Source organism: Planococcus massiliensis, from assembly GCF_000821325.1.
Lineage (GTDB): Bacteria > Bacillota > Bacilli > Bacillales_A > Planococcaceae > Planococcus > Planococcus ruber.
The window spans coordinates 1,371,596-1,395,908 of sequence record NZ_CCXS01000001.1 but is presented as its reverse complement, the minus strand read 5'-3'; the positions used below and the strand labels follow the sequence as shown (position 1 = coordinate 1,395,908).

At 47.9% G+C, this 24,313-nt stretch carries 25 protein-coding genes; 1 reads left to right on the top strand and 24 read right to left on the bottom strand.

What is annotated here, in order from left to right:
- Positions 1-92: 92 nt before the first annotated feature.
- From trmD to BN1080_RS06625, 19 genes are all read right to left on the bottom strand, one after another.
- Complete coding sequence (trmD, locus tag BN1080_RS06715) at positions 93-818, bottom strand: tRNA (guanosine(37)-N1)-methyltransferase TrmD (protein ID WP_052651226.1); 726 nt, start codon at positions 816-818, stop codon at positions 93-95.
- Complete coding sequence (gene rimM / locus BN1080_RS06710; protein WP_052651224.1) at positions 818-1,333, bottom strand: ribosome maturation factor RimM; 516 nt, start codon at positions 1,331-1,333, stop codon at positions 818-820. The genes trmD and rimM overlap by 1 nt, the downstream gene beginning before the upstream one ends.
- 67 nt (positions 1,334-1,400) lie before the next feature.
- Entirely contained in the window at positions 1,401-1,634 is a 234-nt protein-coding gene (locus BN1080_RS06705) for a KH domain-containing protein (RefSeq protein ID WP_052651222.1), read from the bottom strand.
- Between the two features lie 13 nt (positions 1,635-1,647).
- Positions 1,648-1,920: a 30S ribosomal protein S16 gene (gene rpsP / locus BN1080_RS06700; protein WP_052651220.1), complete on the bottom strand. Its 273-nt coding sequence runs from the start codon at positions 1,918-1,920 to the stop codon at positions 1,648-1,650.
- Positions 1,921-2,012: 92 nt separating this feature from the next.
- Positions 2,013-3,368 (bottom strand): signal recognition particle protein, encoded by a 1,356-nt coding sequence (gene ffh / locus BN1080_RS06695; protein WP_052651218.1) that lies wholly within the window; start codon positions 3,366-3,368, stop codon positions 2,013-2,015.
- Positions 3,369-3,380: 12 nt separating this feature from the next.
- A complete protein-coding gene (locus BN1080_RS06690) occupies positions 3,381-3,704 on the bottom strand; it encodes a putative DNA-binding protein (RefSeq protein ID WP_052651216.1) in 324 nt (107 codons plus the stop codon).
- 67 nt (positions 3,705-3,771) lie between these two features.
- The gene (gene ftsY, locus BN1080_RS06685) at positions 3,772-4,782 is read right to left on the bottom strand and encodes a signal recognition particle-docking protein FtsY (RefSeq protein WP_052651214.1); all 1,011 of its coding nucleotides are present in this window, start codon (positions 4,780-4,782) and stop codon (positions 3,772-3,774) included.
- A gap of 14 nt (positions 4,783-4,796) precedes the next feature.
- Positions 4,797-8,345, bottom strand: a complete 3,549-nt coding sequence (gene smc / locus BN1080_RS06680; RefSeq protein WP_052651212.1) for a chromosome segregation protein SMC — start codon at positions 8,343-8,345, stop codon at positions 4,797-4,799.
- Positions 8,345-9,103: a ribonuclease III gene (gene rnc / locus BN1080_RS06675; protein WP_052651210.1), complete on the bottom strand. Its 759-nt coding sequence runs from the start codon at positions 9,101-9,103 to the stop codon at positions 8,345-8,347. Before rnc ends, smc begins: the two co-directional genes overlap by 1 nt.
- A 199-nt stretch (positions 9,104-9,302) precedes the next feature.
- Positions 9,303-9,539, bottom strand: a complete 237-nt coding sequence (locus BN1080_RS06670) for an acyl carrier protein (RefSeq protein WP_052651208.1) — start codon at positions 9,537-9,539, stop codon at positions 9,303-9,305.
- A 40-nt stretch (positions 9,540-9,579) separates the two neighbouring features.
- Positions 9,580-10,326 (bottom strand): 3-oxoacyl-[acyl-carrier-protein] reductase, encoded by a 747-nt coding sequence (fabG, locus tag BN1080_RS06665; RefSeq protein WP_052651206.1) that lies wholly within the window; start codon positions 10,324-10,326, stop codon positions 9,580-9,582.
- Complete coding sequence (gene fabD / locus BN1080_RS06660) at positions 10,323-11,258, bottom strand: ACP S-malonyltransferase (RefSeq protein WP_052651204.1); 936 nt, start codon at positions 11,256-11,258, stop codon at positions 10,323-10,325. Before fabD ends, fabG begins: the two co-directional genes overlap by 4 nt.
- On the bottom strand, positions 11,251-12,246 hold the full coding sequence (gene plsX, locus BN1080_RS06655) for a phosphate acyltransferase PlsX (RefSeq protein ID WP_052651202.1): 996 nt from the start codon (positions 12,244-12,246) through the stop codon (positions 11,251-11,253). The genes fabD and plsX overlap by 8 nt, the downstream gene beginning before the upstream one ends.
- Entirely contained in the window at positions 12,243-12,827 is a 585-nt protein-coding gene (gene fapR / locus BN1080_RS06650) for a transcription factor FapR (RefSeq protein ID WP_052651201.1), read from the bottom strand. The genes plsX and fapR overlap by 4 nt, the downstream gene beginning before the upstream one ends.
- Positions 12,828-12,917: 90 nt before the next feature.
- A complete protein-coding gene (gene recG, locus BN1080_RS06645) occupies positions 12,918-14,960 on the bottom strand; it encodes an ATP-dependent DNA helicase RecG (RefSeq protein ID WP_052651200.1) in 2,043 nt (680 codons plus the stop codon).
- Positions 14,950-15,849 (bottom strand): L-serine ammonia-lyase, iron-sulfur-dependent, subunit alpha, encoded by a 900-nt coding sequence (gene sdaAA, locus BN1080_RS06640; RefSeq protein ID WP_052651199.1) that lies wholly within the window; start codon positions 15,847-15,849, stop codon positions 14,950-14,952. Before sdaAA ends, recG begins: the two co-directional genes overlap by 11 nt.
- Before the next feature lie 16 nt (positions 15,850-15,865).
- Positions 15,866-16,528: an L-serine ammonia-lyase, iron-sulfur-dependent subunit beta gene (sdaAB, locus tag BN1080_RS06635; RefSeq protein WP_052651198.1), complete on the bottom strand. Its 663-nt coding sequence runs from the start codon at positions 16,526-16,528 to the stop codon at positions 15,866-15,868.
- A 224-nt stretch (positions 16,529-16,752) separates the two neighbouring features.
- Positions 16,753-18,405 (bottom strand): DAK2 domain-containing protein, encoded by a 1,653-nt coding sequence (locus tag BN1080_RS06630; RefSeq protein ID WP_052651196.1) that lies wholly within the window; start codon positions 18,403-18,405, stop codon positions 16,753-16,755.
- Positions 18,406-18,423: 18 nt separating this feature from the next.
- Positions 18,424-18,786 carry an Asp23/Gls24 family envelope stress response protein gene (locus BN1080_RS06625; protein ID WP_052651195.1) on the bottom strand — a complete coding sequence of 121 codons (363 nt, stop codon included), beginning with the start codon at positions 18,784-18,786 and terminating at the stop codon, positions 18,424-18,426.
- Between the two features lie 219 nt (positions 18,787-19,005).
- Between BN1080_RS06625 and rpmB the strand changes: the two genes are divergently transcribed.
- A complete protein-coding gene (gene rpmB, locus BN1080_RS06620) occupies positions 19,006-19,194 on the top strand; it encodes a 50S ribosomal protein L28 (RefSeq protein WP_052651193.1) in 189 nt (62 codons plus the stop codon).
- A gap of 55 nt (positions 19,195-19,249) precedes the next feature.
- On the opposite strand, the gene BN1080_RS06615 is transcribed toward rpmB, so the two are convergent.
- The 5 genes from BN1080_RS06615 to BN1080_RS06595 form a co-directional block, all read right to left on the bottom strand.
- Entirely contained in the window at positions 19,250-19,918 is a 669-nt protein-coding gene (locus BN1080_RS06615; protein ID WP_052651191.1) for a thiamine diphosphokinase, read from the bottom strand.
- Positions 19,915-20,580: a ribulose-phosphate 3-epimerase gene (rpe, locus tag BN1080_RS06610; protein WP_052651189.1), complete on the bottom strand. Its 666-nt coding sequence runs from the start codon at positions 20,578-20,580 to the stop codon at positions 19,915-19,917. The genes BN1080_RS06615 and rpe overlap by 4 nt, the downstream gene beginning before the upstream one ends.
- On the bottom strand, positions 20,573-21,469 hold the full coding sequence (gene rsgA / locus BN1080_RS06605) for a ribosome small subunit-dependent GTPase A (RefSeq protein WP_052651187.1): 897 nt from the start codon (positions 21,467-21,469) through the stop codon (positions 20,573-20,575). Before rsgA ends, rpe begins: the two co-directional genes overlap by 8 nt.
- Before the next feature lie 71 nt (positions 21,470-21,540).
- A complete protein-coding gene (gene pknB / locus BN1080_RS06600; protein WP_052651185.1) occupies positions 21,541-23,520 on the bottom strand; it encodes a Stk1 family PASTA domain-containing Ser/Thr kinase in 1,980 nt (659 codons plus the stop codon).
- Between the two features lie 2 nt (positions 23,521-23,522).
- Positions 23,523-24,287 carry a Stp1/IreP family PP2C-type Ser/Thr phosphatase gene (locus BN1080_RS06595; protein ID WP_052651184.1) on the bottom strand — a complete coding sequence of 255 codons (765 nt, stop codon included), beginning with the start codon at positions 24,285-24,287 and terminating at the stop codon, positions 23,523-23,525.
- Positions 24,288-24,313: the final 26 nt, after the last annotated feature.

The following is a 24,313-nucleotide window of genomic DNA, read 5'->3' as shown; positions in this document are numbered from 1 at the left end:
TGCAGCGGAACACCGTGATCCTGTACTTCACATAAAAGTACAGACTCCATAGTACCACCAAATCTTTTGTTCTGCAAGAGAAAATCCGCTTATCATTTTTTATTTTTCAACGCTTCTAAAAGCTTTTCTTGCTTCGGCGTCAATTCAAGCTTTTCCAATAGATCCGGACGCCGCTCCAATGTCCGCAGCAAGCTTTGCTGCTCTCTCCATTCGTCGACTTTCGCATGATTTCCTGAAGTTAAGACAGCCGGAACTTTCCAGCCTCGGAATTCTGCCGGACGCGTGTACTGAGGGTGTTCGAGCATGCCGGTAGAGAAGGAATCCTTCACAGGGGAATCGGAGTTCCCTAGCACGCCCGGAAGAAGTCTGACGACACTGTCGATTACGGTCATTGCAGCCAGCTCTCCGCCAGTCAGCACAAAATCGCCGATGGAGATTTCGTCCGTCACCAAATGCTCGCGGATCCGTTCATCATAGCCCTCATAATGGCCGCAGATGAAGATCAGCTCTTCTTCGTTTGAAAGCTCTTCCGCTTTTGCTTGCGTAAAGCGTTCGCCTTGCGGGCACATAAGGATAACGCGGGGTTTCCGTTCTTTTGCCACAGTTTCCACTGCATTGAAAATCGGCTCCGGCTTCAGCACCATGCCTGCGCCTCCGCCAAAAGGATAGTCGTCCACTTGGCGTTTATTGTCCGCAAATTCCCGGATATCAACGATTTCCAAAGAAACCGCTCTTTTTTCCTGGGCTTTTTTCAGGATGGATTGCTGGAAAACGCCTTCGAACATGGTCGGAAATAGAGAAAGGACGTGTATATTCATCACGACAACAAACCTTCCAAAACTTCGATGACGATTTTCTTCTCATCAATGTCGATTTCTTTGACGACATCTTCAATATATGGGATGTAATGCTTCTTGCCTTTCTTCGGCGTGACTTCCCATACATCGTTGGCACCCGTTTCCAGAATTTCCGTCACTACGCCGATTTCTTCGCCTTCTGTCGAAAAAACCGTACATTCCAGAATTTCGTGGTGGTAATATGCATCGTCTTCTAACTCGGTCAGGTCATGCTCCGCAATCCGCAAATAGGATTCCTTGAATTCCTGGACATCGTTGATGTTTGGATAGCCTTCAAAAGTCACTAGCTCAAAGTTCTTATGCTGGCGATGGCTGGCGATTTTCACCATGATCGGTTTTTTCGCATCCGGTTTGAACAACCCCAGCTTCATGCCGACCGCAAAACGCTCTTCCGGGAAATCCGTACGGGACATCACCCGGACCTCGCCGCGAATGCCGTGCGTATTGACGATTTTCCCTACATTAAACCATTTCACGCTAAAACATCCTTCCACTTCGGTTTTGGCTGCAAAAAAGGAAGGAACCTAGGCTCCTCCCTTTTTGTTAATCCACAATATCGACGTAAGTTTTTTTCTTATGGTAATTGCCTGCTGCTGAATAGACCACTGAACGAATCGCTTTCGCAACGCGTCCTTGTTTACCGATCACTTTCCCTGTATCTTCTGAATGCACGGAAAGCTTGTAGACGATACGGTTTGCATTTTCGTCTGTTACAACTCGAACTTCTTCCGGATGATCGACCAACGGTTTCACAATTGTTTCAATCAGCTGCTTCATAAGAAAGACTCCCTTACTTGCTTAATTTTTCGTTATGGAATTTCTCCATAATGCCGTTTTGAGAAAACAAGTTGCGTACAGTGTCAGATGGTTTAGCGCCATCGTGAAGCCATTTCAACGCTAATTCTTCGTCGATTTTCACTTCAGCTGGAACTGTCAGCGGGTTGTAAGTACCTACTGTCTGGATTTGACGGCCGTCACGTGGAGCACGTGAATCAGCAACTACGATACGGTAAAAAGGAGACTTTTTAGCTCCCATACGTTTCAAACGAATTTTTACTGCCATTTCTTAAAGCACCTCCGAATAGTTTCACACAAGATATTATATTAGCAAGCTTTAAATAGTTTGTAAAGTATTTTTTCTTAACACCTGAAAATTTATTTGAAAAGCGAATCCAATCCAGGCATCGACATCTTCTTTTTGCCTTTTTGGTTCATGCCGGACATCTGTTTCATCATCTTTTTCATGTCTTCAAACTGCTTCAGCAGGCGATTGACGTCTTGGATCGTCGTGCCGGATCCGCGGGCAATCCGCTTACGGCGGTTTGCATTAATGATTTCAGGGGACGTTTTCTCTTGTTTCGTCATCGAACGGATAATCGCTTCGACACGCCCCATTTGGCTTTCGTCCACTTTCGCGTTTTCAAGCCCTTTGATTTTATTGGCTCCTGGGAGCATTTTCAGAATTTCATCCAACGGCCCCATTTGTTTGACTTGCGTCAGCTGATCCAGAAAATCATCGAATGTGAACGAAGACGTGCGGAATTTCTCTTCCATTTCCTTCGCTTTTGCTTCATCAATATTCGACTGCGCTTTTTCGATCAACGACAGCATATCGCCCATGCCTAAAATACGGGACGCCATGCGTTCTGGATGGAACGGCTCGAGCGCATCCATTTTTTCGCCCATCCCGACAAATTTAATCGGCTTCTGGGTGACTGAACGGATGGAAAGTGCAGCACCGCCTCGTGTATCGCCGTCCAGTTTTGTCAAGACGACGCCGGTAATGCCGATTGCCTCATTGAAATTCTGTGCCACGTTGACGGCATCTTGACCGGTCATTGCATCCACGACCAAGAAAATCTCGTCCGGTTCTTTCAATGCACGGATATCTTTCAATTCCTGCATCAAGTTTTCATCCACGTGCAGGCGGCCGGCCGTATCGATAATGACCGTATCCAAATGCTCTTGTTTTGCGTATTCGATTGCCTGGCGTGAAATCTCGACTGGCGAGATATCTGTGCCTTTCGAAAATACCGGCAATGACAATTGCTTGCCGATCGTTTCAAGCTGCTGGATGGCAGCTGGACGATAGACGTCTGCCGCAACCAATAGGGGCTTGCGGTTGTTCTTTTTGCGCAATTGGCTCGCAAGCTTGCCCGTAGTCGTCGTTTTACCGGCCCCTTGAAGGCCGACCATCATGATGACTGTTGGCTGCTTGGTGGAGAACTCGATCTTGCTTTGCTCTCCGCCCATTAATTCCGTCAACTCATCTTTAACGATTTTAACGACTTGCTGGCCCGGCGTTAAACTTTGCATAACGTCTTGGCCAACAGCGCGTTCGCTGACTTTCTTTACGAATTCCTTGACGACTTTCAAGTTGACATCCGCTTCAATTAATGCGAAGCGGACTTCGCGCATCATTTCTTTAACGTCTGCTTCAGACACTTTCCCTTTGCCTTTGATCTTTTGGATCGTGCCTTGCAGGCGTTCAGCTAAGCCTTCAAATGCCACTATTTCCGCCTCCTAATCCAACTCTTTTAATTGATTGAGAAATTCCTGGACCCGCTCATCTGCAATCGGTTCTTTTTCAAATTCCGCAACCAGCTGCTGGCGTTTCTGGAATTTCCCGAATAATTGCAGCTTTGCTTCATACTCTTCAAGCATCGCTTCTGTCCGGCGGATATTGTCATAAACCGCTTGCCTCGTTATATCATAAGCCTCGGCTATTTCACCTAATGAATGATCGTCCAAATAATAGAGCATCATATAGCTCCGTTGCTTGGGCGTCAGCAACTCCTGATAGAAATCAAACAAATAATTCATGCGTGTCGTCTTTTCCAAACCCATCATCGCTGCTCACCTCGCTTGCTCTACTGACAACAATACTGAAAACTGCCTATTCCGTCAAGTAATTTTACTTGTCTGCCTCTTCCATCTCTTCTTCTTTGTCGAGGCCTTCTGCAAACAGGCCATAGACGTATTTTTGCGGGTCGAATGGCTGCAAATCGTTCATTTGTTCGCCGAGGCCAACAAACTTCACCGGGATTTTCAGCTTTTGGCGAATCGCTAAAACGATGCCCCCTTTTGCCGTCCCATCGAGTTTTGTCAAAACAATCCCTGTAACGTTGGTTGCTTCTTTAAATGTCTGAGCTTGGATTAAAGCATTTTGCCCTGTTGTGGCATCCAGCGCTAACAGCACCTCATGCGGCGCTCCCGGCACTTCGCGCGAAATGACGCGATGGACTTTCTCCAGCTCGTTCATCAAATTGACTTTGTTTTGAAGACGGCCTGCCGTATCGCAGATCAAGACGTCGACGCCGCGCGATTTTGCTGCACGGACCGCGTCGTACATAACCGCAGCCGGGTCTGACCCTTCGCTTTGTTTGATGACATCCACGCCAACGCGCTGCCCCCAAATATCCAGTTGATCGATCGCTCCTGCACGGAACGTATCGCCGGCTGCAAGAAGCACGGATTTCCCTTCACTTTTAAGGCGATGCGCCAATTTTCCGATGGTCGTCGTTTTGCCGACGCCATTGACGCCGACAAACAAGATGACTGTCAAACCATCGGCGAATTTCAATTCATTGATTTCTTCGTCGCCGCCCTCGTAGATCTCCACCAATTTTTCAGATATAACGGATTGGACGCGCGAAGTATCTTTTACATTTTGGCGCTGCACTTCGAAGCGCAGCTGGTCCATCAATACCATGACCGTTTCAAAGCCGACATCCGCCTGCAGCAGGATTTCTTCCAATTCTTCGAAGAAATCTTCATCCACTTTGCGGTATCTTGCCACTAAGTCGTTGATCTTAGATGTAAATCCGGTACGGGTTTTCGTTAATCCCTCTTTATATTTCTCTGTCGACTCTTCGGCTTCTGCGTTGCCGGCAAATCGATCTTTTAACTTTTTAAAGAAACTCACAAAACCACTCCTTTTTAAATTTCTTCCTGCAGTTTAACAGAAACCAGTTTGGAAATTCCCGACTCCTGCATCGTGATGCCGTAGAGGACGTCTGCCCCTTCCATCGTTCCTTTGCGGTGCGTGATGACGATAAATTGAGTGTCTTCGCTGAATTTCTTTAAGTACCGGCTGTAACGGACAACGTTCGACTCATCCAGCGCCGCTTCTACTTCATCCAGCACACAGAACGGCACAGGGCGCACTTTCAGGATGGCGAATAAGAGCGCAATGGCCGTCAACGCCCGTTCCCCGCCGGACAATAAATTCAGGTTTTGAAGTTTTTTGCCGGGAGGCTGCGCAATAATATCCACACCGGTCATCAGTAAATCGCTTGGATCGGTCAGGACAAGGTCCGCTGCACCGCCGCCGAACAATTCTTTGAACACACGCTGGAACTGCGTGCGGATGGCATGGAACGTTTCATCAAAGCGGCTGGTCATTTCTTCATCCATTTCGCCGATCACGGTGCGCAGCGTATCTTTCGCTTCATTCAAATCGTTTCGCTGGTCGGTCAAGAACGTATGGCGTTCAGATACATGCTCGAATTCTTCGATGGCGCCAAGGTTGACCGGCCCTAACTCTTCGATCGACTGCTTCAGCAATTTTACTTTCTTGCGGACATTTTCTTCCTCATCCTTCAATTCAAACCGCTTCGCTTCTTCCAGCGACAATTGATAAACGGTCTCCAATTGGGCAAGGAATGTCTGGATTTGAACGTCTATCCGGGTCGATTTCACTTCACAAATGCGGATCGCTTCGACGAAGCCTTTATAGAGGCGCTGCTGTTCTTTAAAACTTTCGTCGAGTCCGTTCATTTCCGTTTGGCTCGCTAGACGCTCTGCTTTCAAAGCTTCGACCGCCGCTTGCTCCAGCTGTTTCTTTTCCGACCATTTTGCAATCTCGGCAAGGATTTCTTCATCCGAATAAACCTTCGCGGCTTCTTCCGATTGGATCCAATCCAATTCTTTTTGAAGATCCTGCAATTTGCGGTCACTCTTCAATTTTCGCTCCAGAAGCTCCGATTCGCTTTGGACCAATTGGGAGACGCGTTCTTTGACCACCGCAAATAAAGATTTCTGGTCAGCGAGTTTGGCCATTACGGCATCCCGGGCCGATTCGTTTTGCTGCTTGAAATGCGACAATTCATCGATCTGAGAAGAAACCGATACGAGCTCTTCTCCGATTTCACCCAGGCGCTCAGCAGCCGTTTCTTTCCGCTTCGCCACTTCAGTCAGATCAAAATCTTTATTGCTTTGTTCTGCCTGGAATAAACGGAAGCGGTCTTTCGTCGATTTCAATACGGCTTCCACTTCACGCAGCGTCATGGCACGTTCCGCTTCTAAATCCCGGTATTTTTCGCCTTCAGAACGAAGGTTGTTCAAACGCTGTTCCGTTTCATGCACCTGCGACTGTTCTTGGCTCACAGTTTTCTCCGCCTGGACGATAGTTTCCGCCAGTTCTGCCGACTGAAGGATCAATTGCTCAAGCTCCGCTTTTCTCGTGAAAAACGAGGCCCCGGTTTTATTGGCTCCTCCGGTCATCGAACCGCCGGCATTGACGACATCGCCATCCAGCGTAACGACACGGTAGCGGCTCATGGTCAATTTGGAGATGGCCGAAGCCCCTTTTAAGTCTTTTGCGACAATGACATTGCCCAGCAGATTTTCAATAATCATTTGGTACTGGGCATCATAGCTGACCAATTCGTACGCCATATTGACGAATGAAGGATGCTGCTTGATAGCTGAAATGGAAGACTCTGCAATTTTGCGGGATTTCATCACCGTCATCGGCAGGAACGTCGAACGCCCCGCCCGCTTATTGCGGAGAAATTCGATCGCTGAACGGGCATGCTGCTCATTTTCGGTAATGATATGCTGGCTTGATGCCCCTAAAGCGGTTTCAATCGCTTTTGCATAGTTCTGGTCCACTTGTGCGATTTCTGCTACGGCTCCAATAATTCCCTCGAGCAAGCCTTTATCACGAGCTACCAGCACTTCACGCACGCCTTGGAAGAATCCGGAGAAATCCACTTCCAATTCCTGTAAAGTCTGAATGCGTGCACCTAGCTGCTTTTGGGATTGATACGCCTGGAAAAGCATTGCCTGCTTTTTCTCATAGCCTGTTTTGAGCTCCGTAAAATGAGTTTCGGTCGATTTATAAAGGGCCCGTTTTTCAGCCAGGAGCTTCTGGATTTCTTGATGTTTCTTTTCGGCTGAGGCCTTTTCTGATTCCAGTTTAGCCAGTTCTTTCGAAAAATCCGCTTGCTGTACGGCAATGCGGCTGCTCGATTCCGATAATTGCAGCTCCTGGAGTTCAAGGTTTTTCAATTCATTCCGGACCGTTGCCTGCTCATTCATCAATTCGATATAAACCGATTTCTGTGATTCAATATCTTCTTCAATATCCCCAGGCGTCCGGTTTAATTGATCCTGCAATTGCTTGATCGCAATCTGGGCTTTTCGCTGTTCGGCTTTACGCTCTTCCAGCAGCTGCAATTGAGCCCCATGCTTCTGCTGCAGCTGGCCGTTTTCCTCTTGCTCAGCAGCGAGCGACTCTTGTAGCTGCTGCGCTTGGCGATGAGCGTTGCTTTTCTTTTCCGACATCAATAATTTGCGGCCTTCCCATTTCTCGGTTTCGCCGCTCGCTTGTACCAAACGGTTTTGGGAAGCATCAATTTCAAGATCCAATTGGGCTAATGAACGGCGGATTTTTTTCACAGCCTGTTCTTTTTCTTCAATTTCTTTGCCCAATTGCTGTTCTTTTTCGGTATGGCTCTTTGTTTCTTCTCTTAGTGAAGCCATTTCCTCTTCAAGGCGGCTAATATCAAAAGCCAACAGCGCAATGTCTGCGTCTTTCAGCTGCTCGCTCATGTCCAGGTAATCGCGCGCTGTCGAAGCCTGGATTTGAAGCGGCTCCATCCGGCTATCCAGCTCATGCAGAATATCGAGCACGCGGTTCAAGTTTTCATCTGTTTCATTCAGTTTCAGTTCCGCTTTTCTTTTGCGCTGCTTGTATTTTAGAACACCGGCCGCTTCTTCGAAGATCGAACGCCGTTCTTCTGCCTTGCTGTTTAAGATTTGATCGACGCGCCCTTGGGAAATGATTGAAAAAGCCTCTTTCCCAAGGCCTGAATCCATGAACAGATCCGTGATGTCTTTTAAGCGGCAATTTTGCTTGTTAAGCAGATAGGCACTTTCGCCACTTCGAAAAACCCTCCGCGTTACACTGATTTCACTGTAATCGAGAGGGACTCGGCCATCCGTATTATCGAGTATTAAGGTGACTTCCGCAAAATTCAGGGCTTTTCTTGAATCGCTGCCGCCAAAAATCACATCTTCCATCTTTGCTCCGCGCAGGGACTTGGCGGATTGTTCGCCGAGCACCCAGCGGATGGCATCGGTCACATTGCTTTTTCCGCTGCCGTTAGGGCCGACTACCGCGGTAACACCTGGAACAAAATCGATGCCGATGCGATCGGCAAAGGATTTGAACCCCATAATTTCTAATCGTTTCAAAAACATTATTGATCCTCCACTGCTTCCTGCAATTTTTGGATTGCCAGTTTAGCTGCTTGTTGTTCCGCCTCTTTCTTCGAGCGGCCATTTCCGATTCCTAATTCTTTCTCTGCCAGCGACACCCGCGTCACGAAAATGCGGCTATGGGCTGGCCCTTTTTCTTCGATGATTTCATAGCTCAATGCACCGTTGTTCTTCTGCTGCACGAGCTCCTGCAATTGGCTTTTATAATCCATCACATGCGAAAAAGCACCGGTTTCCACTTTAGGGAATAAGACGACGTCCAAAAAGGCCACTACCGGCTCCAGCCCTTGATCCAAGTAAAGAGCGCCGATAAACGATTCGAAAACATCCGCCAAAAGGGCAGGGCGAGTGCGTCCACCAGTCAATTCTTCCCCTTTGCCGAGAAGAATGTAACGGCCGAAATTCAATTCATTGGCAAATAAAACCAATGAAGGCTCGCAAACGATTGCTGCGCGCAATTTGGTCAATTCGCCTTCGCTCATTTGTGGATATTTTGAAAACAGGTAATGGGATACCGATAATTCCAGGACAGCATCACCCAAAAACTCCAGGCGTTCATTGTCTGTGTAATATCTTCTCCGATGCTCATTCACATAAGATGAATGCGTAAATGCTTGGTGAAGCAATGCAGGTTGATTGAAGTGAATATTCAATTGTTCTTGCAGCTCAGTAAATGCGGCACGCTCGCTTTCTTTTAGCGTTCCGTTTTTCTGCTGGGTAGGTTTTCTTTTCATTGCCATCTTTTATCTGCCTTCCTTTGACGTTCTTCGTTTAATTTTACCTTTTTTCAGGACATTGTGCAAAAAATGTCTTAACTGCGCTGTTACAGTTCTTTTATCATCGGAAGCATGAAAAAGCCAATGAGGAAAAAGCACGGCCTTTTCCTCATTGGCTTTATTTTTCGGCCCATTCAACAGCCTTCTATATTTTGAAAAAAGATTATGCTTGTTTTTTCTCAATATAAGCTACTGCGTCGCCTACTGTAGACATGCCTTCTGCGTCTTCATCTGAAATTTCCATGTCGAATTCGTCTTCAAGTTCCATAACCAATTCAACCACGTCCAAAGAATCCGCTCCTAGGTCACCTGTGAATGAAGCTTCAAGTTTCACTTCGTTCTCTTCTACTCCAAGACGATCTACGATTACTTTCGTTACTCTCTCTAGTACTGTTGCCAATGTCGTCACCTCCCCTCAAATCAGTATACAAAATTTCCTGCTACATGACCATTCCGCCATCAAGATGAAGCGTCTGGCCCGTCATATAAGATGAATCGTCAGATGCCAGGAACAGTACCGCCTTCGCAACTTCTTCCGGTTTGCCAAAACGCCCTAATGGAATCTGGGCCAGCATCGTTTTTTGGATGTCTTCCCCTAAAGCATCGGTCATATCGGTTGTGATGAATCCGGGCGCTACTGCATTAGCCGTAATATTGCGGCTTGCCAGTTCCCGTGCCGTTGTCTTCGTCAAGCCGATCACGCCAGCTTTGGCAGCTACATAGTTTGCCTGCCCGGCGTTGCCCATGACGCCGACAATCGATGCAACGTTGATGATTCTGCCTGACCGCTGTTTCATCATTTGGCGCGTAACGCCTTTCGTGCAAATGAAGACGCCTTTTAAGTTCGTATTGATCACGTCATCCCATTCGTCGTCTTTCATGCGCATCATCAAGTTATCGCGCGTAATGCCCGCATTGTTGACGAGAACATCAATGGATCCAAAAGCTTTCATTGTTTCATCGATCATCGCTTTAACCGCATCGGAATCGGAAACATTCGCTTTCACGGCAATGGCTTCGCCGCCGTTTGCCCGGATATCCGCTACAACCGCTTCCGCTTTTTCTTGGCTTCCGCTATAGTTTACAACCACTTTTGCGCCGGCTTCTGAAAATCTGCGGGCGATTTCAGCGCCGATTCCTCTCGACGCCCCCGTAACGATGGCCGTTTTGCCTGCCAGTTTGCTCATTTCCCCAGCTCCTCTACCGCTTTTTCAAATGATTCCAGGTCATAGACCGGCAATGTCTTCACAGACCGGTCAATTTTCTTCACCAGCCCGCTTAGGACTTTTCCAGGCCCGACTTCAACGAAAACCGTAACGCCAAGGTCGATCATTTCACGCACTGACTGTTCCCATAAAACCGGAGAATACAATTGGCGCACAAGCAAGTCCTGGAATTGCGTTGCATGCGTTTCGCTTTTCGCCGCAACGTTTGTGATGACCGGAATTTCAGCATCTTTTAAGTAAATCTGGCTAAGCACTTTAGACAGATCCTGCGAAGCCGGACGCATCAATTCTGAGTGGAAGGGACCGCTGACATCCAACGGAATCGCCCGTTTAGCCCCGCGTTCTTTCGCAACGGCGCAAGCTTTTTCAACGCCGGCTTTTGTTCCGGAAATAACAATTTGACCCGGACAGTTTAAATTGGCTAATTGCACTACACCGTCCGTATCCGTTACTTCGTTTGTCACTTTTTCCAGTGCTTCGCTGTCCATTCCCAAAATCGCAGCCATCGTTCCTTCGCCTGCCGGAACCGCTTCATTCATGAACAATCCGCGTTTATGGACAATGCTGACCGCTTCTTCAAAAGGCAAAACGCCTGATGCAACTAGCGCACTGTATTCGCCCAAGCTATGGCCGGCCGTATAGTCCGGTACGATGCCGGCACGGTTCAACCGTTCGGTAATCATGGCGCTGACTGTCAGCAGTGCCGGCTGTGCATGGTATGTAAGTGTTAAATTTTCTTGAGGTCCTTCAAGCATCAATTCCGATAAATTGACGCTTAGCGCCTCGTCCGCTCGATCAAAAAAGCTTCTGCTTGTTTCATCCGATAGGAAGCTTTCGCCCATCCCGACGGCCTGAGAACCTTGCCCAGGGAAAATAAATGCAATTTTACTCATCTTGGCTCTCCTTTTTCAGCGTACTGTAAATCGTTCCCGTCACATCAAATTCCACCATCGTGCGGGTTTGGCGGATCGCATTAAACAAAGCCGTGGAATTGGATGACCCGTGCGCCTTAATCACTGGCGCTTTTAGCCCGAACAACCCGGCTCCGCCGTATTCGCTATAATCCAGCATGCCTTTCAGCCCGCCGATTTCGTCTTTTACGAGAAATGCCGCCACTTTTGTTTTGGCAGATGACATAAAGACCTTTTTAATCATGGAGAAGACATTCATCGCCGTGCCTTCGATCGTTTTCAATACCATATTACCGGTAAATCCATCCGTCACCACGACATCCGCTGCGCCGTTCAATAAATCACGGGATTCGACGTTGCCAATAAAATTGAGAGGCGCTTCTTTAAGCAGCGGAAAGGCCGCTTTCGTCAAATCATTTCCTTTTTTCTCTTCCGTGCCGATATTTAGCAAGCCAACCCGCGGATTTTGGATCCCTCTCACTTTTTCAGCATAGATGCTGCCCATGACGGCATACTGGACTAAATGTTCCGGCCGCGCTTCCGCATTCGCTCCCATATCAAGCATGACGAAGCCTTGTCCGTCCATCGTCGGCAAAGTAGGCGCCAACGCCGGACGGTCTACTCCTTCAATCCGTCCGACGACAAACAAGCCAGCAGCCATTAAAGCTCCTGTATTCCCTGCACTGACGCAGGCATCTGCCCGCTGCTCTTTGACAGCTTGCGCCATTTTGACCATGGAAGAATCTTTTTTTCTTCGAACGGCGCGAACCGGATCATCCGTTCCTTCGATCACTTCTTCGCAATGAATGATTTCCAGGCGCTCATGGTCTTTTAGGTAAGGCTGCATTTTTTCCTGATGGCCGTATAACTGCACCGCCACATCCGGAAATTCATCCAATGCCTTATAGACGCCTTCTATGATTTCTTTCGGGGCGTTGTCTCCGCCCATTCCATCTACTGCTATTTTCACTCTTCGTCACCTTCACTTTGTTCTGTCATTCGGTACATCTCAAATGTACCGATAAAAACGGTCACTTGATCCACCGAAGAAACGACTTTTACATAAGCCCGATTTTTTTCCGGATTGCGATCCACTACTTGCGCCTTCGCTACCAGCCGCTGCCCCGCTTTGACCGGCTTCAGAAATTGGAGCTCGGACTTGACCGTCAAAGCCAATTCGTCGTTCATTACGGCAACTGCCAAGGAATTCGCCTGGGCAAACAAGTGGTGGCCGCGGGCAATTTGGTTGCGCTGGAAAACATGCTCCGGCTTCACATCAAATATCGAGATCGCTCGCTCATCCAATTCTATATCTATGATTTCGCCGATCACTTCATCGATCGGCAACGATTTCACTTCGTCATCAAATGTTTTTACAGCTACGTGCTTAATCCGTTCCCGAAGTTCCGGAATGGATAATTCCAGGCGGTCAAGCCGGATCGTCTGCACGCTGACGCTGAACTCCGCCGCCAACTCCTCGTCTGTTACAAACGGGTTTTCTTTGATTGACTGGATCAGCGCTTCCTGCCGTATTTTTTTAGGTCTTTTCACATTGTCACCGCCCGCTATTAGCACTTGGTACTAATATGAGTATATAAACAACAAAAAAAGAATGCAAGGATTATCTGAGTCCCTGCATTCTTAATCGAGCCTTCCAAGAGCCAGTGCTCCCGATTCTTCCAATTGTTCGCGTAGGCATCTTGTCTCTTCGCTGACCCAGAATTCTTTACTGTTAATCATTGTTTCCGCATCTTTTCGGGCTGTTTCAAGCGCCCGGTAATCATGCACGAGATCGGCCATTTTGAATTCGGGCAATCCGCTTTGCTTCCGGCCAAAGAAATCCCCAGGACCGCGAAGCTGCAAATCTTTTTCCGCAAGCACAAAACCGTCATTCGTTTCCGTCATGGAAGTCATCCGTTCTTTGCCGACTTCCGTCTTTGGATCTGCCAACAACACACAGAACGACTGGTCGCTGCCGCGTCCGACCCGTCCGCGCAATTGGTGGAGCTGCGACAAGCCAAAACGCTCAGCGTCATAAATCAGCATGAACGTGGCATTCGGGACATTCACTCCAACTTCGACCACAGTGGTAGAAACAAGGACGGCAATTTCGCCTTCTGTGAACGAGCGCATCGTCTCTTCTTTTTCGTCCGCCGGCAAACGGCCATGCATCAATCCCACCGTATGTTTGCCGTGGAAATAGCTTGAAAGCTGCTGGAACAAATCGACTGCATTTTGGAAATCCAGTTTGTCGGATTCTTCGATCAGCGGGCAGATGACATACGCTTGCCGTCCCGCAGCCAGCTCTTTTTCCATTCGGCCGACAATTTTGCCGAACATGTCTTTCTTCATCCAAAAGGTCTGGATTTCTTTTCGGCCGACCGGCATTTCGTCGATCACCGACACATCCATTTCCCCGAAAGCGGAAATCGCTAATGTTCTCGGAATCGGAGTAGCCGTCATAAACAGCACATCCGGATTATAGCCTTTGTCTTTCAGGACTCTCCGTTGGTCGACGCCGAAACGATGCTGCTCATCCGTGATGACCAGGCCCAACTTTCTAAAGCGCACATCCGGCTGAATCAACGCGTGCGTCCCGATCAAAATGTGGATCTCGCCTGCCGCCAGGCTTTCCAGAATCAATTGGCGTTTCTTCCCTTTGACGGATCCCGTCAACAATGCAATATTCAGCCCGAACGGTTCGAACCACTGGGCGAGCGTATTGGCATGCTGCTCCGCTAGAATTTCAGTCGGCGCCATCAATGCACCTTGAAGACCTGCTGTCACTGCCGCATATAAAATAATGGCCGCAACGACCGTTTTCCCGGATCCTACGTCGCCTTGCAAAAGCCGGTTCATGCGGAAAGGCTCTTTCATGTCTTTGCAGATTTCATTGACGACCCGCTTTTGGGCGTCCGTCAAATCGAACGGCAAGGCCTGAATAAATTCTTTGAGGCGATTTAAATCATAATCGATAAACGAGCCGCCTTCTTCTTCCCGGTTCTTTTTTCGGAGCGCTTGCATTTTCAATTGGAACATCAGCAATTCTTCATAGACAAAGCGGCGCCTCGCTTGCTTCAACGCTTCGCCGTCCGTCGGAAAATGGATCCACTCCAGCGCTTCGCCGACGGACATCAAGTGGTAATTTTGCCGCAGGCTTTCAGGCAAACAATCTTCCAAATCGGTTTTCGCAATATCCAATGCTTGCCGCATCAATTTGCGGAACGTTTTTTGGTAGATGCTGCCTTTCAAACTATAGACCGGTTCAAAATCCACTCCGTCCGTGCGAGGTCCGATTGTATGGCTGGACACCGTAATCACTTGGCGGCCCCGGTCCCATTTACCGGTCAACGTAACAATTTCGCCAATATGCAATTTCGCTTTAACATATGGCTGGTTAAAGAAAATCGCTTTGATGAGGTGCCGGCCGACCATCACTTGCACTTGCGTCCGGGATTTGTTCTTCCCTAAAAAAAGGACGGAAGGTTCACTTTCGACCCTTCCCTCCACTGTTACCCGTTCATTATGAGGCGTATCAGCCAAATCTTTCAGCTGAAAATCTTCATGGCGGTAAGGAAACGTCATGATAAGGTCATGGATCGTTTCAATTTTCATTTCCTGAAGTGATTCGGCAGCTTGTTTGCCGACCCCTTTTAACGTGGCGACAGAATCTTTACTGCCCACTGCCTACCACTGCTCCACCAAAAATTTTGGACTCCAGCCATTTGCCCGTAGGCGTTGCAGCCAAACCGCCTTTAGCCGTTTCCCGCAAAGCGCTTGGCATCGATTGGCCGATTTCAAACATTGCGCCGATCACTTCGTCGCAAGGAATGCGGCTTGTTACGCCGGCAAGCGCCATGTCAGCTGCTACGACGGCATTTGCGGCGCCCATGGCATTCCGTTTCACGCACGGCACTTCCACTAATCCCGCCACTGGATCGCAGACAAGACCGAGCATGTTCTTCATTGTAATCGCAAAAGCTTCGGATGATTGCTGCGGTGATCCGCCAGCCATTTCCACAATTGCCGCCGCAGCCATCGCTGCTGCCGATCCGACTTCCGCCTGGCATCCGCCGGCAGCCCCTGAGATGGACGCATTGTTTGCCACGACAAAACCGAAGGCTCCCGATGTAAATAAATACCGGATCATTTGCTCACGCGTTGGATTTAATTTGTTTTTCACCGAAAACAGCGTTCCTGGCACAACGCCGGCAGATCCTGCAGTCGGGGTCGCACAAATAGTGCCCATCGCTGCGTTTACTTCATTTGTCGCCACTGCTTTGCTGACAGCATCAAGCAAAAGGTCGCCTGACAAGGCATTTCCTTTTTTCATATATTCCTGCAGCAGGACAGCATCTCCGCCGGTTAACCCGGAAACGGAATGGACGCCGTTCAAGCCTTTTTCAACGGCTTCTTCCATGACGGTCAAGTTGCGGTCCATCTGTTTCATGATGTCTTCCCGTGACCGGTCCATCAATAGCATCTCTTGTTCAATCATAATTTCTGAAATCAATTTATTTTCCTGTTCCGCTCGTTCAACTAATTCACGTACATTGCGAAATAATGCTTCCACAGTTGAAACCCCCTTCTCAATCGGCAATTCTCGTCACTTGCGTGATATTCGGCAGTTCCGAAAGTTCATCCAGAATCGCCCGATCGACGTTCTGGTCGATTTCGATGACCATCAATGCCATATGCCCTTTTTCTTTGCGTGAAACTTCCATATGCCCGATGTTGATGTCGTATTTATATAAACAATTTGCTACGTTTGCAATACAGCCCGACCGGTCTTCATGAACCACCAGGATGGCCGGATGGTTTCCGGACAATCGCAGTGGAAAGCCGTTCAATTCCGTAATCTCTATTTTGCCGCCGCCTATGGAAATGCCCATTAACGACATTTCAGACCGTTCATCGCCAATAACGATGCGCGCGGTATTCGGATGGTCCACATGGCCCGTTTCCGGTATGAATTCAAAGCTCATCCCCAGCTTTTCCGCTTCTTCAAACGAAGTTTTGATGCGTTCATCAAATGTATCGTAGTCCAATAATCCGCCCACAATCGCTACATCCGTGCTGTGGCCTTTATAGGTTTCAGCAAATGACCCGTATAAATGGATTTTCGCCCATTTCGGCTGCCGGCCGAATAAATCTCTCGCCACTCGTCCAATTCGCGCAGCTCCTGCTGTATGCGAAGAAGAAGGGCCGATCATGACCGGCCCTATAATATCAAAAACAGATTTGAACTTCATTGCCCAAACCCCTTTCTATCAGTTACTTATAGCTTCAGTTTACATGATTTTGAGCTATTTAACAAAAATAAAAGGAATTGCCCCAAAAGTAATTTGGGACAGCTCCTTTTGCAGTGAAACTAGTGCAGCGATGCAACGGCAATCTTATTCTGCTCCGCTTTATTCGAAATAAAGGGCCGGCCAATAAGTCGTTAGTCGACTTGCAGGCCAGCCCTTCCTCGTTTCTATTCCACAGAAATAATATAGGGATATAACGGCTGTTTCCCGTTATGGATCTCTACTTCTACCTCATCATTTAACGATTCGATAAAGCTGCCTAACGCTTCAGCCGCTTCTTCCGTCGTGTCTTCTCCGTAAAGAATCGTGACAATTTCCGAATCTTCATCAATTAGCTTTGCCACCAATTCTTCTGTGACCCGTTCAAGGTCGGAATCCGAAATGACGATTTTGCCTTCCGAGATGCCCATGAAGTCATCTTTTTTGATTTCGATGCCGTCAATCGACGTATCGCGGACTGCAAAAGTCACAGATCCTGATTTCACTTGTTTCGATGCATTCTCCATCAGTTGAAGGTTTTCCTGGACCGATGCTTCTGGATTGAAAGCGAGAAGCGCAGACATTCCTTGCGGCACGTCTTTTGTCGGCACGACTGCCGCTTCGATATCCAGCAATTCTGCTGCTTGCTCCGCTGCCATGATGATGTTTTTATTGTTCGGCAAAATCAGTACGCGTTCCGCATTGATCGAACGGATGGCATTCACGATGTCTTCTGTAGAAGGGTTCATCGTTTGCCCGCCTTCAATCACATAAGAAGCGCCAATGCTGCGGAGAAGTTCCGCAATCCCTTCGCCCATCGCTACGGTGACGACAGCGTACGGATGCGAAGTTGCTGCAGCCGGCTGTGCTTTTTGGAAGCCTTCTCCCACAATATCAATATGCTGCTGGCGCATATTTTCAATCTTCATGCTGATCAGGCTGCCATAGTTTTGTCCATATGTAAGAACTTTTCCAGGCTCTTCCGAATGGATATGGATTTTTGCGATTTCATCGTCTGAAATGACCAGAAGCGAATCTCCATACTCACTTAAATCCGTGCGGAAAGCAGCTTCATTGAATTCTTTTTTGCCTTCTTCGAATTTCACCATAAATTCTGTGCAATAACCGAATTTAATATCAGCTGTATCCATGAAGCCGGCGATGTTTTTATGGTGCTCCGCACTCACAAGATCGTCCATTGTATTATGGGCATGCTTTTCAGGCAGCTGTTCGCCTTTTAGGCATGCCAAAAATCCTTCGTAAATATAAACGAGCCCTTGGCCTCCGCTGTCGACAACGCCGACTTCTTTCAATACCGGAAGCAAGTCCGGTGTGCGTTCTAGTGAAGCTTTCGCTTCCGCTACCACTGCTTCAAATAAAACAACAATATCTTCTTCTTTATTCGCCAGCTCCATTCCTTTGGCAGCGGCATCTTTTGCAACGGTTAAAATAGTTCCTTCAACCGGTTTCATCACGGCTTTGTAAGCTGTTTCCACTCCATGCTGAAGCGCTTCTGCCAATTTCGCTGCAGAAAGTTCGGATTCGTTTGAAATGTATTTGCCGAATCCACGGAATAATTGCGAAAGGATAACGCCCGAGTTCCCCCGCGCGCCCATCAAGAGCCCTTTGGATAAAGCCCCTGCCGTTTTGCCGATGTGTTCTTCTGCGTTCGCTTTTGTCTCTTTTGCGCCCGACGTCATCGACAAGTTCATATTGGTTCCGGTATCGCCGTCCGGCACCGGGAATACATTTAATGCATCTACATAGTCCGCATTCTGGAACAGATGGTGAGATCCCATCTGTACCATTTCCGCGAATTGAATTCCATTTAATGACTTCATAGCCGTTTTTTCCTCCTCTTACGGGTTCGTGACGCGAACCCCTTGAACATAAATATTAACTGCCTTGACTGGCATGCCAAGCGTTTTGGTTATCGTATATTTGACTTTGGACTGCACTTGATAAGCGACTTCAGAAATCTTTGTGCCGTAGCTGATGATGACATACATATCGATTGCCAAGTCGCCATTTTCTTGGCGGACAATGACCCCTTTAGCAAAATTTTCTTTTCGCAGGATATCGGTTAATCCGTCGCGGATCTGATGCTTCGTCGCCATGCCCACAATTCCGTAGCATTCGATAGCAGCTCCTCCAGCGATTTGCGCAATTACATCATTGGAAATATCGATTTGGCCATATTCGTTCTTTAATTCAATCGACATGAGAATTCCTCCTTGAGTCCTATTTCACTTCTTCCATTCTACATGAAACCATTATACAAGAAAAGCCGCCGTTTAGGGTGTAAAGGTTTTTTTCTTGAAAGACCCTCAAAATTAGTTGCAAAGCGATAATGTGTGTGGTAAATTATTAAAGTATGTGAAACGAAAAACGAACTGAAATTCTATTATAATTTTCAGCTTCACTTGTGAGGAGGGACTTACATGCCTAAAGTATGTGCAGTTAGTGGACGCAAAGCTCGTTCTGGAAACGCCCGTTCACACGCGTTGAATTCGACAAAACGTACATGGGGAGCAAACCTTCAAAAAGTTCGTATCCTTGTAGACGGTAAACCGAAACGTGTATGGGTTTCTGCAAGAGCATTGAAATCAGGAAAAGTTGAGCGCGTATAATCGCTCATGAATAATGCCAGGTTGACTTCTGTCAGCCTGGCATTTTTTCATGCGTTCATTTATTGCGTTGTTCCAACTCGTCCGCTCTATCCGAACTTTCAATCATCGCACAGCTGCCTTTCGAAAAGGCGACGATGCCTTCTGTTTCCAGTTCATTGCTGATAAAACGGGTAGAGCCGAAAGGTAGGGTTTCATCGGCAACCTCGTATTTGAAATGGGTCAGTGAAAATCCTTCGACTGCTTCGGCAAACGGATAAAAAGAAATATAGCGGTATTTTTTATCGGCTTGCACTCGATGTGATCCCGGCGACAAGAAGCGGATGCGGTTCTGCCGGTTGACCAGCATGAATTCCGTATCCGGAAATTCTTGCTGCATCCGGTAGACGGCGTGCAGCGAACTCATATAATGGTCCAGCCTGCCTCCCGTCACTCCTGTAACGATCACTTGGCGGGGCGAAAACTCCATCGCCTTCACCAATGCGAGTTCCGTGTCGGTCTCGTCTTTTTCGGCCGCTGCCCGGTCAAGAGCCGGAAACAACGTTTCAATCCGCTGCATCTCTTCTTCTGTCACCGAATCAAAATCGCCGACTGCAGCAATTGGACGGATGCCTTGGTCCAGCAGCACGACTGTGCCAGCATCGACGCCAATAAACGCAGCCTCTTTCCATTCCGAAAAATCCGGCATTTCGGAACGAGGGCCCCCTGCTATCACAACGACAATCACGAAATCGCCTCTTCTCCAGCCTTCTTAATTTTCTGCAATGCCGCAGCGCGGTCCGGTTTGCTGTAGATCGCAGATCCCGCCACGAATACATTCGCTCCGGCTTTCGCACATGGAATAATGGTTTCTTCATTGATGCCCCCATCAATTTCAATGTCGATGGACAAGCCTTTGTCGCGGATAATCTTCGACAATTGCTCCACTTTCGGCACAACCGAGTCAATGAATTTCTGGCCGCCGAAGCCCGGATTGACCGTCATGAACAACACAAGATCGATGTCTTCCAGAATCGGCAAAATCGCTTCCACCGGCGTATGCGGATTTAAAACCACTCCCGGTTTAACGCCGAACGAACGGATCAATTGGATCGTTCGATGCAAATGAGGGCTCGCTTCCACATGGACCGTGATGTAATCGGCTCCTGCTTTAGCAAAATCCTCGATGTAGCGGTCTGCATTCTCAATCATCAAATGGACATCAAACGGCAAGTTCGTCAACGGACGGATTGCGTCCATTACGACGGCTCCAAACGAAATATTGGGCACAAAATGGCCGTCCATTACATCAATATGGATCCAGTCTGCTCCTGCCGCCTCGACTTCGCGGACTTCTTCGCCCAGTTTCGAAAAATCTGCTGCTAATATAGAAGGTGCAATTTTAATCATTTGAATACCTCGGCTTTCGGCTCATAATTTCTTCTAAAAACTTCAAATAATGTTTGTAGCGGTAGTCTTTGATTTCTCCGGTTTCCACAGCTGCTTTTATGGCGCATTTCGGTTCATTCAAGTGAAGGCATTCCCGGAATTTGCAGTCATTCGACTTGTCCGCCATTTCAGGGAAACACGCTGAAAGCTCTTCTTTTTCCATCGTATCAAATTCAAATGAACTGAATCCCGGCGTATCTGCCAGCAAGCCTCCGTTCACTTCAATCAATTCCACATGGCGGGTGGTGTGCTTCCCGCGGTTCAACGCTTTTGAAATATCGTCCGTCTTCAGTGCTAATGAAGGCAAAATCGTATTCAACAGCGTCGATTTCCCTACACCGGACTGGCCAGCCAGAACGCTGACTTTTCCTTCTAAAGTAGGCATGAGCCGCTCCTGGAGCTCAGCGTCTCCTTTATAGGTCGGAATGACTTCATAGCCAATTTTTTCATAATCCGCAATAAATTCGCTGATCCGCTCTTGTTCATCTTCTTTCAGCAAATCCATTTTCGTTAAGCAAATGATCGGCTCGATGGAATGGGATTCGATCGCCGTCAAAAAGCGGTCCAATAGGAGTGGATGGAAATCCGGCTGCTTGGCCGAAAAAACGAGAATGGCCTGATCAACATTTGAAATAGGCGGACGGACAAGCTCATTTTTGCGTTCGTATACGTGCAGAATCGTCCCTTCCAAATCGTTGTCCGCTTTGTAATCGACGTAGTCTCCAACAAGCGGCGAAATTTGGCGATTGCGGAAGACTCCGCGCCCTCTGCATTGAATGTAGCGGTCTCCATCGTCGTCCAATACATAATAAAACCCGCTTAACGCTTTTCTGATTTGACCTTTCGGCATGCTTTCACTCCTTTTAAATTGAGGTAAAGAAATCCCCTCTTTTTGGAAAAGAGGGCGTTTCTTTGAATCGGCTATTCCACTGAATTATAGGCAATTGTTTCTTCTTCAATAACGCGGTCGTCGCGCACAATTCGATAAACCGCACTTTTCCCTTCGGCAATCTGCAATTCGATGCGGCGCGAAGTGTCTTCTGTAATGGTAAATTCCTCTGCCGGTTCAGCCATGGTCGTATTTTCATCCTGGATATAGACGGCAACTTTTTGTTCTACGGCCGGTTCCCCTTCAGCTGCCGGTTCAGCCGGCTCATATGGAATCTGGATCGTGTGGATATACGTTTTCATCGGCAATGCAGCCGGGCCAGACGAAACCGTCACTAAAATATCGCTGCCTGCTTCGAGTTCTTCTCCGGCAGCCGGGTCCTGTGATAAAACGACTCCGGCTGCAACCGAATCAGACGGGGCTTCATCAACAATCCGAATGTTAAATCCGGATGAACGCGCATATTCATTGAGGTCCGCTTCCGTAAAGCCGGATAGGTTCTGGACTTCCCGCATGTCTTTGCCTTTGCTGACCGTAAATTCAATTTCCGTTTCCGAAATGATGACTTCAGTCCCTGCTTCGGGCTTTTGGCTCAAAATGGTTCCAGCCGGTTCATCCGAGAATTCTTCTTCTTGGTCGATCGATTTATAATTCTGTTCTCCCAGCAGTTCCCGGGCTTGGTCAATCGTGCGTCCGACATAATCGGCAAGTTCCGCTTTTTCTTTTCCTGTGCTGATGAACAGCTGGATTTCAGATTCGCGGTTGCGCATTTTACCGGCTTCCGGTATCGTCCTCACCACCCGGCCTTCGGCCACTTCTTCCGAGGTCTGCTCTTTTTCTTCTCCAATGATAAATCCAAGCGAACGCAATTCTTCAATCGCTTCGTCGCGTTCCATGTCTGTGACGTCCGGCACCGCTACTTGGCGCGGTCCGAACAGATCCGGAAATGCGATTGCCACAATTAACCCTGCCAAAATTAAAAATACTGCTATGCCCACTATCCAAGGCCACTTTTTCTTCTTTTTCTTCGGCGGCGGTTCAACCGGTTTTTTTGCCGGTTCTTTTTTGCTCACCGGCGCTATTGTTTTCGTTTCTTCGACGCTGCCGTATACCGCTGGGTCTTTGATTGCTGGCATGGCCCGGGTGGCGTCTTCATCAATAGGAGCTGAAAACTTCGGTTCATTCAAACGTTCAGGCAGCAGCACCGTCGACAAATCCTCCTCCAGCTCGCTGGCAGATTGATAGCGGTGCTGCGGATTTTTGGCCGTGGCCTTCAACACGACGTTTTCCAAACTTTGAGGCATGCCCGGAACAATTTCACGCAACGAAGGCGTTTCGGTCTGAAGATGCTTTAACGCAATGGAGACGGCCGATTCTCCCGAGAATGGCAATTTTCCTGTCAACAATTCGAACATGACAATCCCTAGAGAGTAAATATCCGATTTTTTATTGGCGGTGCCGCCCCGTGCTTGTTCAGGCGATAAATAATGGACCGTTCCAAGCACGGAATTGGTCTGAGTATAGGACGTGGCGCTTAAAGCCATCGCGATTCCGAAATCCGAAATTTTGACGTTTCCTTCCGCATCCATCAAAATGTTTTGAGGCTTAATGTCCCGGTGGACAATCTGGTTTTGATGGGCATGTGCCAAAGCAGATGCCAGCTGTTTCATAATCTTGACCGCCTGTTCCGGCGCGACGGGAGAATTGTCGATTATGTATTCTTTCAAGGTTTTTCCTGGAACATATTCCATGACTAAGTAATGCAGTGAACCTTCTTCGCCGACATCAAAAATGTTGACGATATGCGGATGTGCCAAACTGGTCGTAGACAAAGCTTCCCGCTGGAATCGCCGGCGCAGCTCTTCTTCATTTGAAAAATCGTAGCGCAGAATTTTAATGGCAATATCGCGGTCTAAGATCATGTCGTGGGCCAAATATACGTTGGACATCCCGCCTCCGCCGATCAGTTCTAAAATTTTATAGCGGCCATTTATGCTTCTGCCGATTAACATGGCTACACCTCCTCAACCTTTGAGGACAGAAGAACGAATGAGATATTGTCTTCTCCTCCTAAATCATTGGCGAGCTTCACCATCTCCTGCCCTTTTTGCGAAAGCGGCTTGGATGAACGGACGATCGACGCGATTTCATCTTTTGAGATTTTATTGCTCAAACCATCTGAACAAATCAGCAAGTAGGAATAATTTTCCAAGGTAAAATGAAGGATTTCTCCGTCAATATCCGGTTCGGTCCCCAGCGCTTTGACGATCCAGTTTTTCTTTGGATGGTCTTCTGCTTCCGCTTCGCTGATTTCCCCGTTGTCGATCAAGACATTGACATAGGAATGGTCCCGGGTGACTTGCTCGACCGATCCGTCGATCACGTAAGCTCGGCTATCGCCGATATGGCACATGACGCATTCTTCTTTATCCAAAATGGCTGCGATTAGCGTAGTCCCCATCCCTTTGCAATCCGGATGCGTTTCTGCGTACTCATAGACAAGCCGGTTTACCGATTGGACATTCAAAGAAAGCCAGGATTTCCGCTTTTCGATCGACACAAAGGCATCCGGCTGTTCTTCATTGAACAAGCGGCTCAATGTACTGACTGTCAATTCGCTGGCAATGTCTCCGGCGTTATGGCCGCCCATCCCATCCGCTACTATGGCAAGCATAAGCCCCTCAGGCCTTTTCAAGACTGCTACCCGGTCTTCATTCACTTTTCTTTTCTTTCCCGTATCGCTTTCCATGACGTATTGATACAAATCCCGACACCCCATTTCTCCTCAAATCAAATCTTTTCCTG

Bases quoted from the DNA above. Each gene is read 5' to 3' on its own strand.
- trmD (WP_052651226.1), bottom strand. From the start codon at position 818: ATGAATATACACGTCCTTTCTCTATTTCCGACCATGTTCGAAGGCGTT.
- BN1080_RS06705 (WP_052651222.1), bottom strand. From the start codon at position 1,634: ATGAAGCAGCTGATTGAAACAATTGTGAAACCGTTGGTCGATCATCCG.
- rpsP (WP_052651220.1), bottom strand. From the start codon at position 1,920: ATGGCAGTAAAAATTCGTTTGAAACGTATGGGAGCTAAAAAGTCTCCT.
- BN1080_RS06690 (WP_052651216.1), bottom strand. From the start codon at position 3,704: ATGGGTTTGGAAAAGACGACACGCATGAATTATTTGTTTGATTTCTAT.
- smc (WP_052651212.1), bottom strand. From the start codon at position 8,345: ATGTTTTTGAAACGATTAGAAATTATGGGGTTCAAATCCTTTGCCGAT.
- rnc (WP_052651210.1), bottom strand. From the start codon at position 9,103: ATGGCAATGAAAAGAAAACCTACCCAGCAGAAAAACGGAACGCTAAAA.
- fabG (WP_052651206.1), bottom strand. From the start codon at position 10,326: ATGAGCAAACTGGCAGGCAAAACGGCCATCGTTACGGGGGCGTCGAGA.
- fabD (WP_052651204.1), bottom strand. From the start codon at position 11,258: ATGAGTAAAATTGCATTTATTTTCCCTGGGCAAGGTTCTCAGGCCGTC.
- sdaAB (WP_052651198.1), bottom strand. From the start codon at position 16,528: ATGAAGTTCAAATCTGTTTTTGATATTATAGGGCCGGTCATGATCGGC.
- BN1080_RS06630 (WP_052651196.1), bottom strand. From the start codon at position 18,405: ATGAAGTCATTAAATGGAATTCAATTCGCGGAAATGGTACAGATGGGA.
- BN1080_RS06625 (WP_052651195.1), bottom strand. From the start codon at position 18,786: ATGTCGATTGAATTAAAGAACGAATATGGCCAAATCGATATTTCCAAT.
- rpmB (WP_052651193.1), top strand. From the start codon at position 19,006: ATGCCTAAAGTATGTGCAGTTAGTGGACGCAAAGCTCGTTCTGGAAAC.
- rpe (WP_052651189.1), bottom strand. From the start codon at position 20,580: ATGATTAAAATTGCACCTTCTATATTAGCAGCAGATTTTTCGAAACTG.
- rsgA (WP_052651187.1), bottom strand. From the start codon at position 21,469: ATGCCGAAAGGTCAAATCAGAAAAGCGTTAAGCGGGTTTTATTATGTA.
- pknB (WP_052651185.1), bottom strand. From the start codon at position 23,520: ATGTTAATCGGCAGAAGCATAAATGGCCGCTATAAAATTTTAGAACTG.
- BN1080_RS06595 (WP_052651184.1), bottom strand. From the start codon at position 24,287: ATGGGGTGTCGGGATTTGTATCAATACGTCATGGAAAGCGATACGGGA.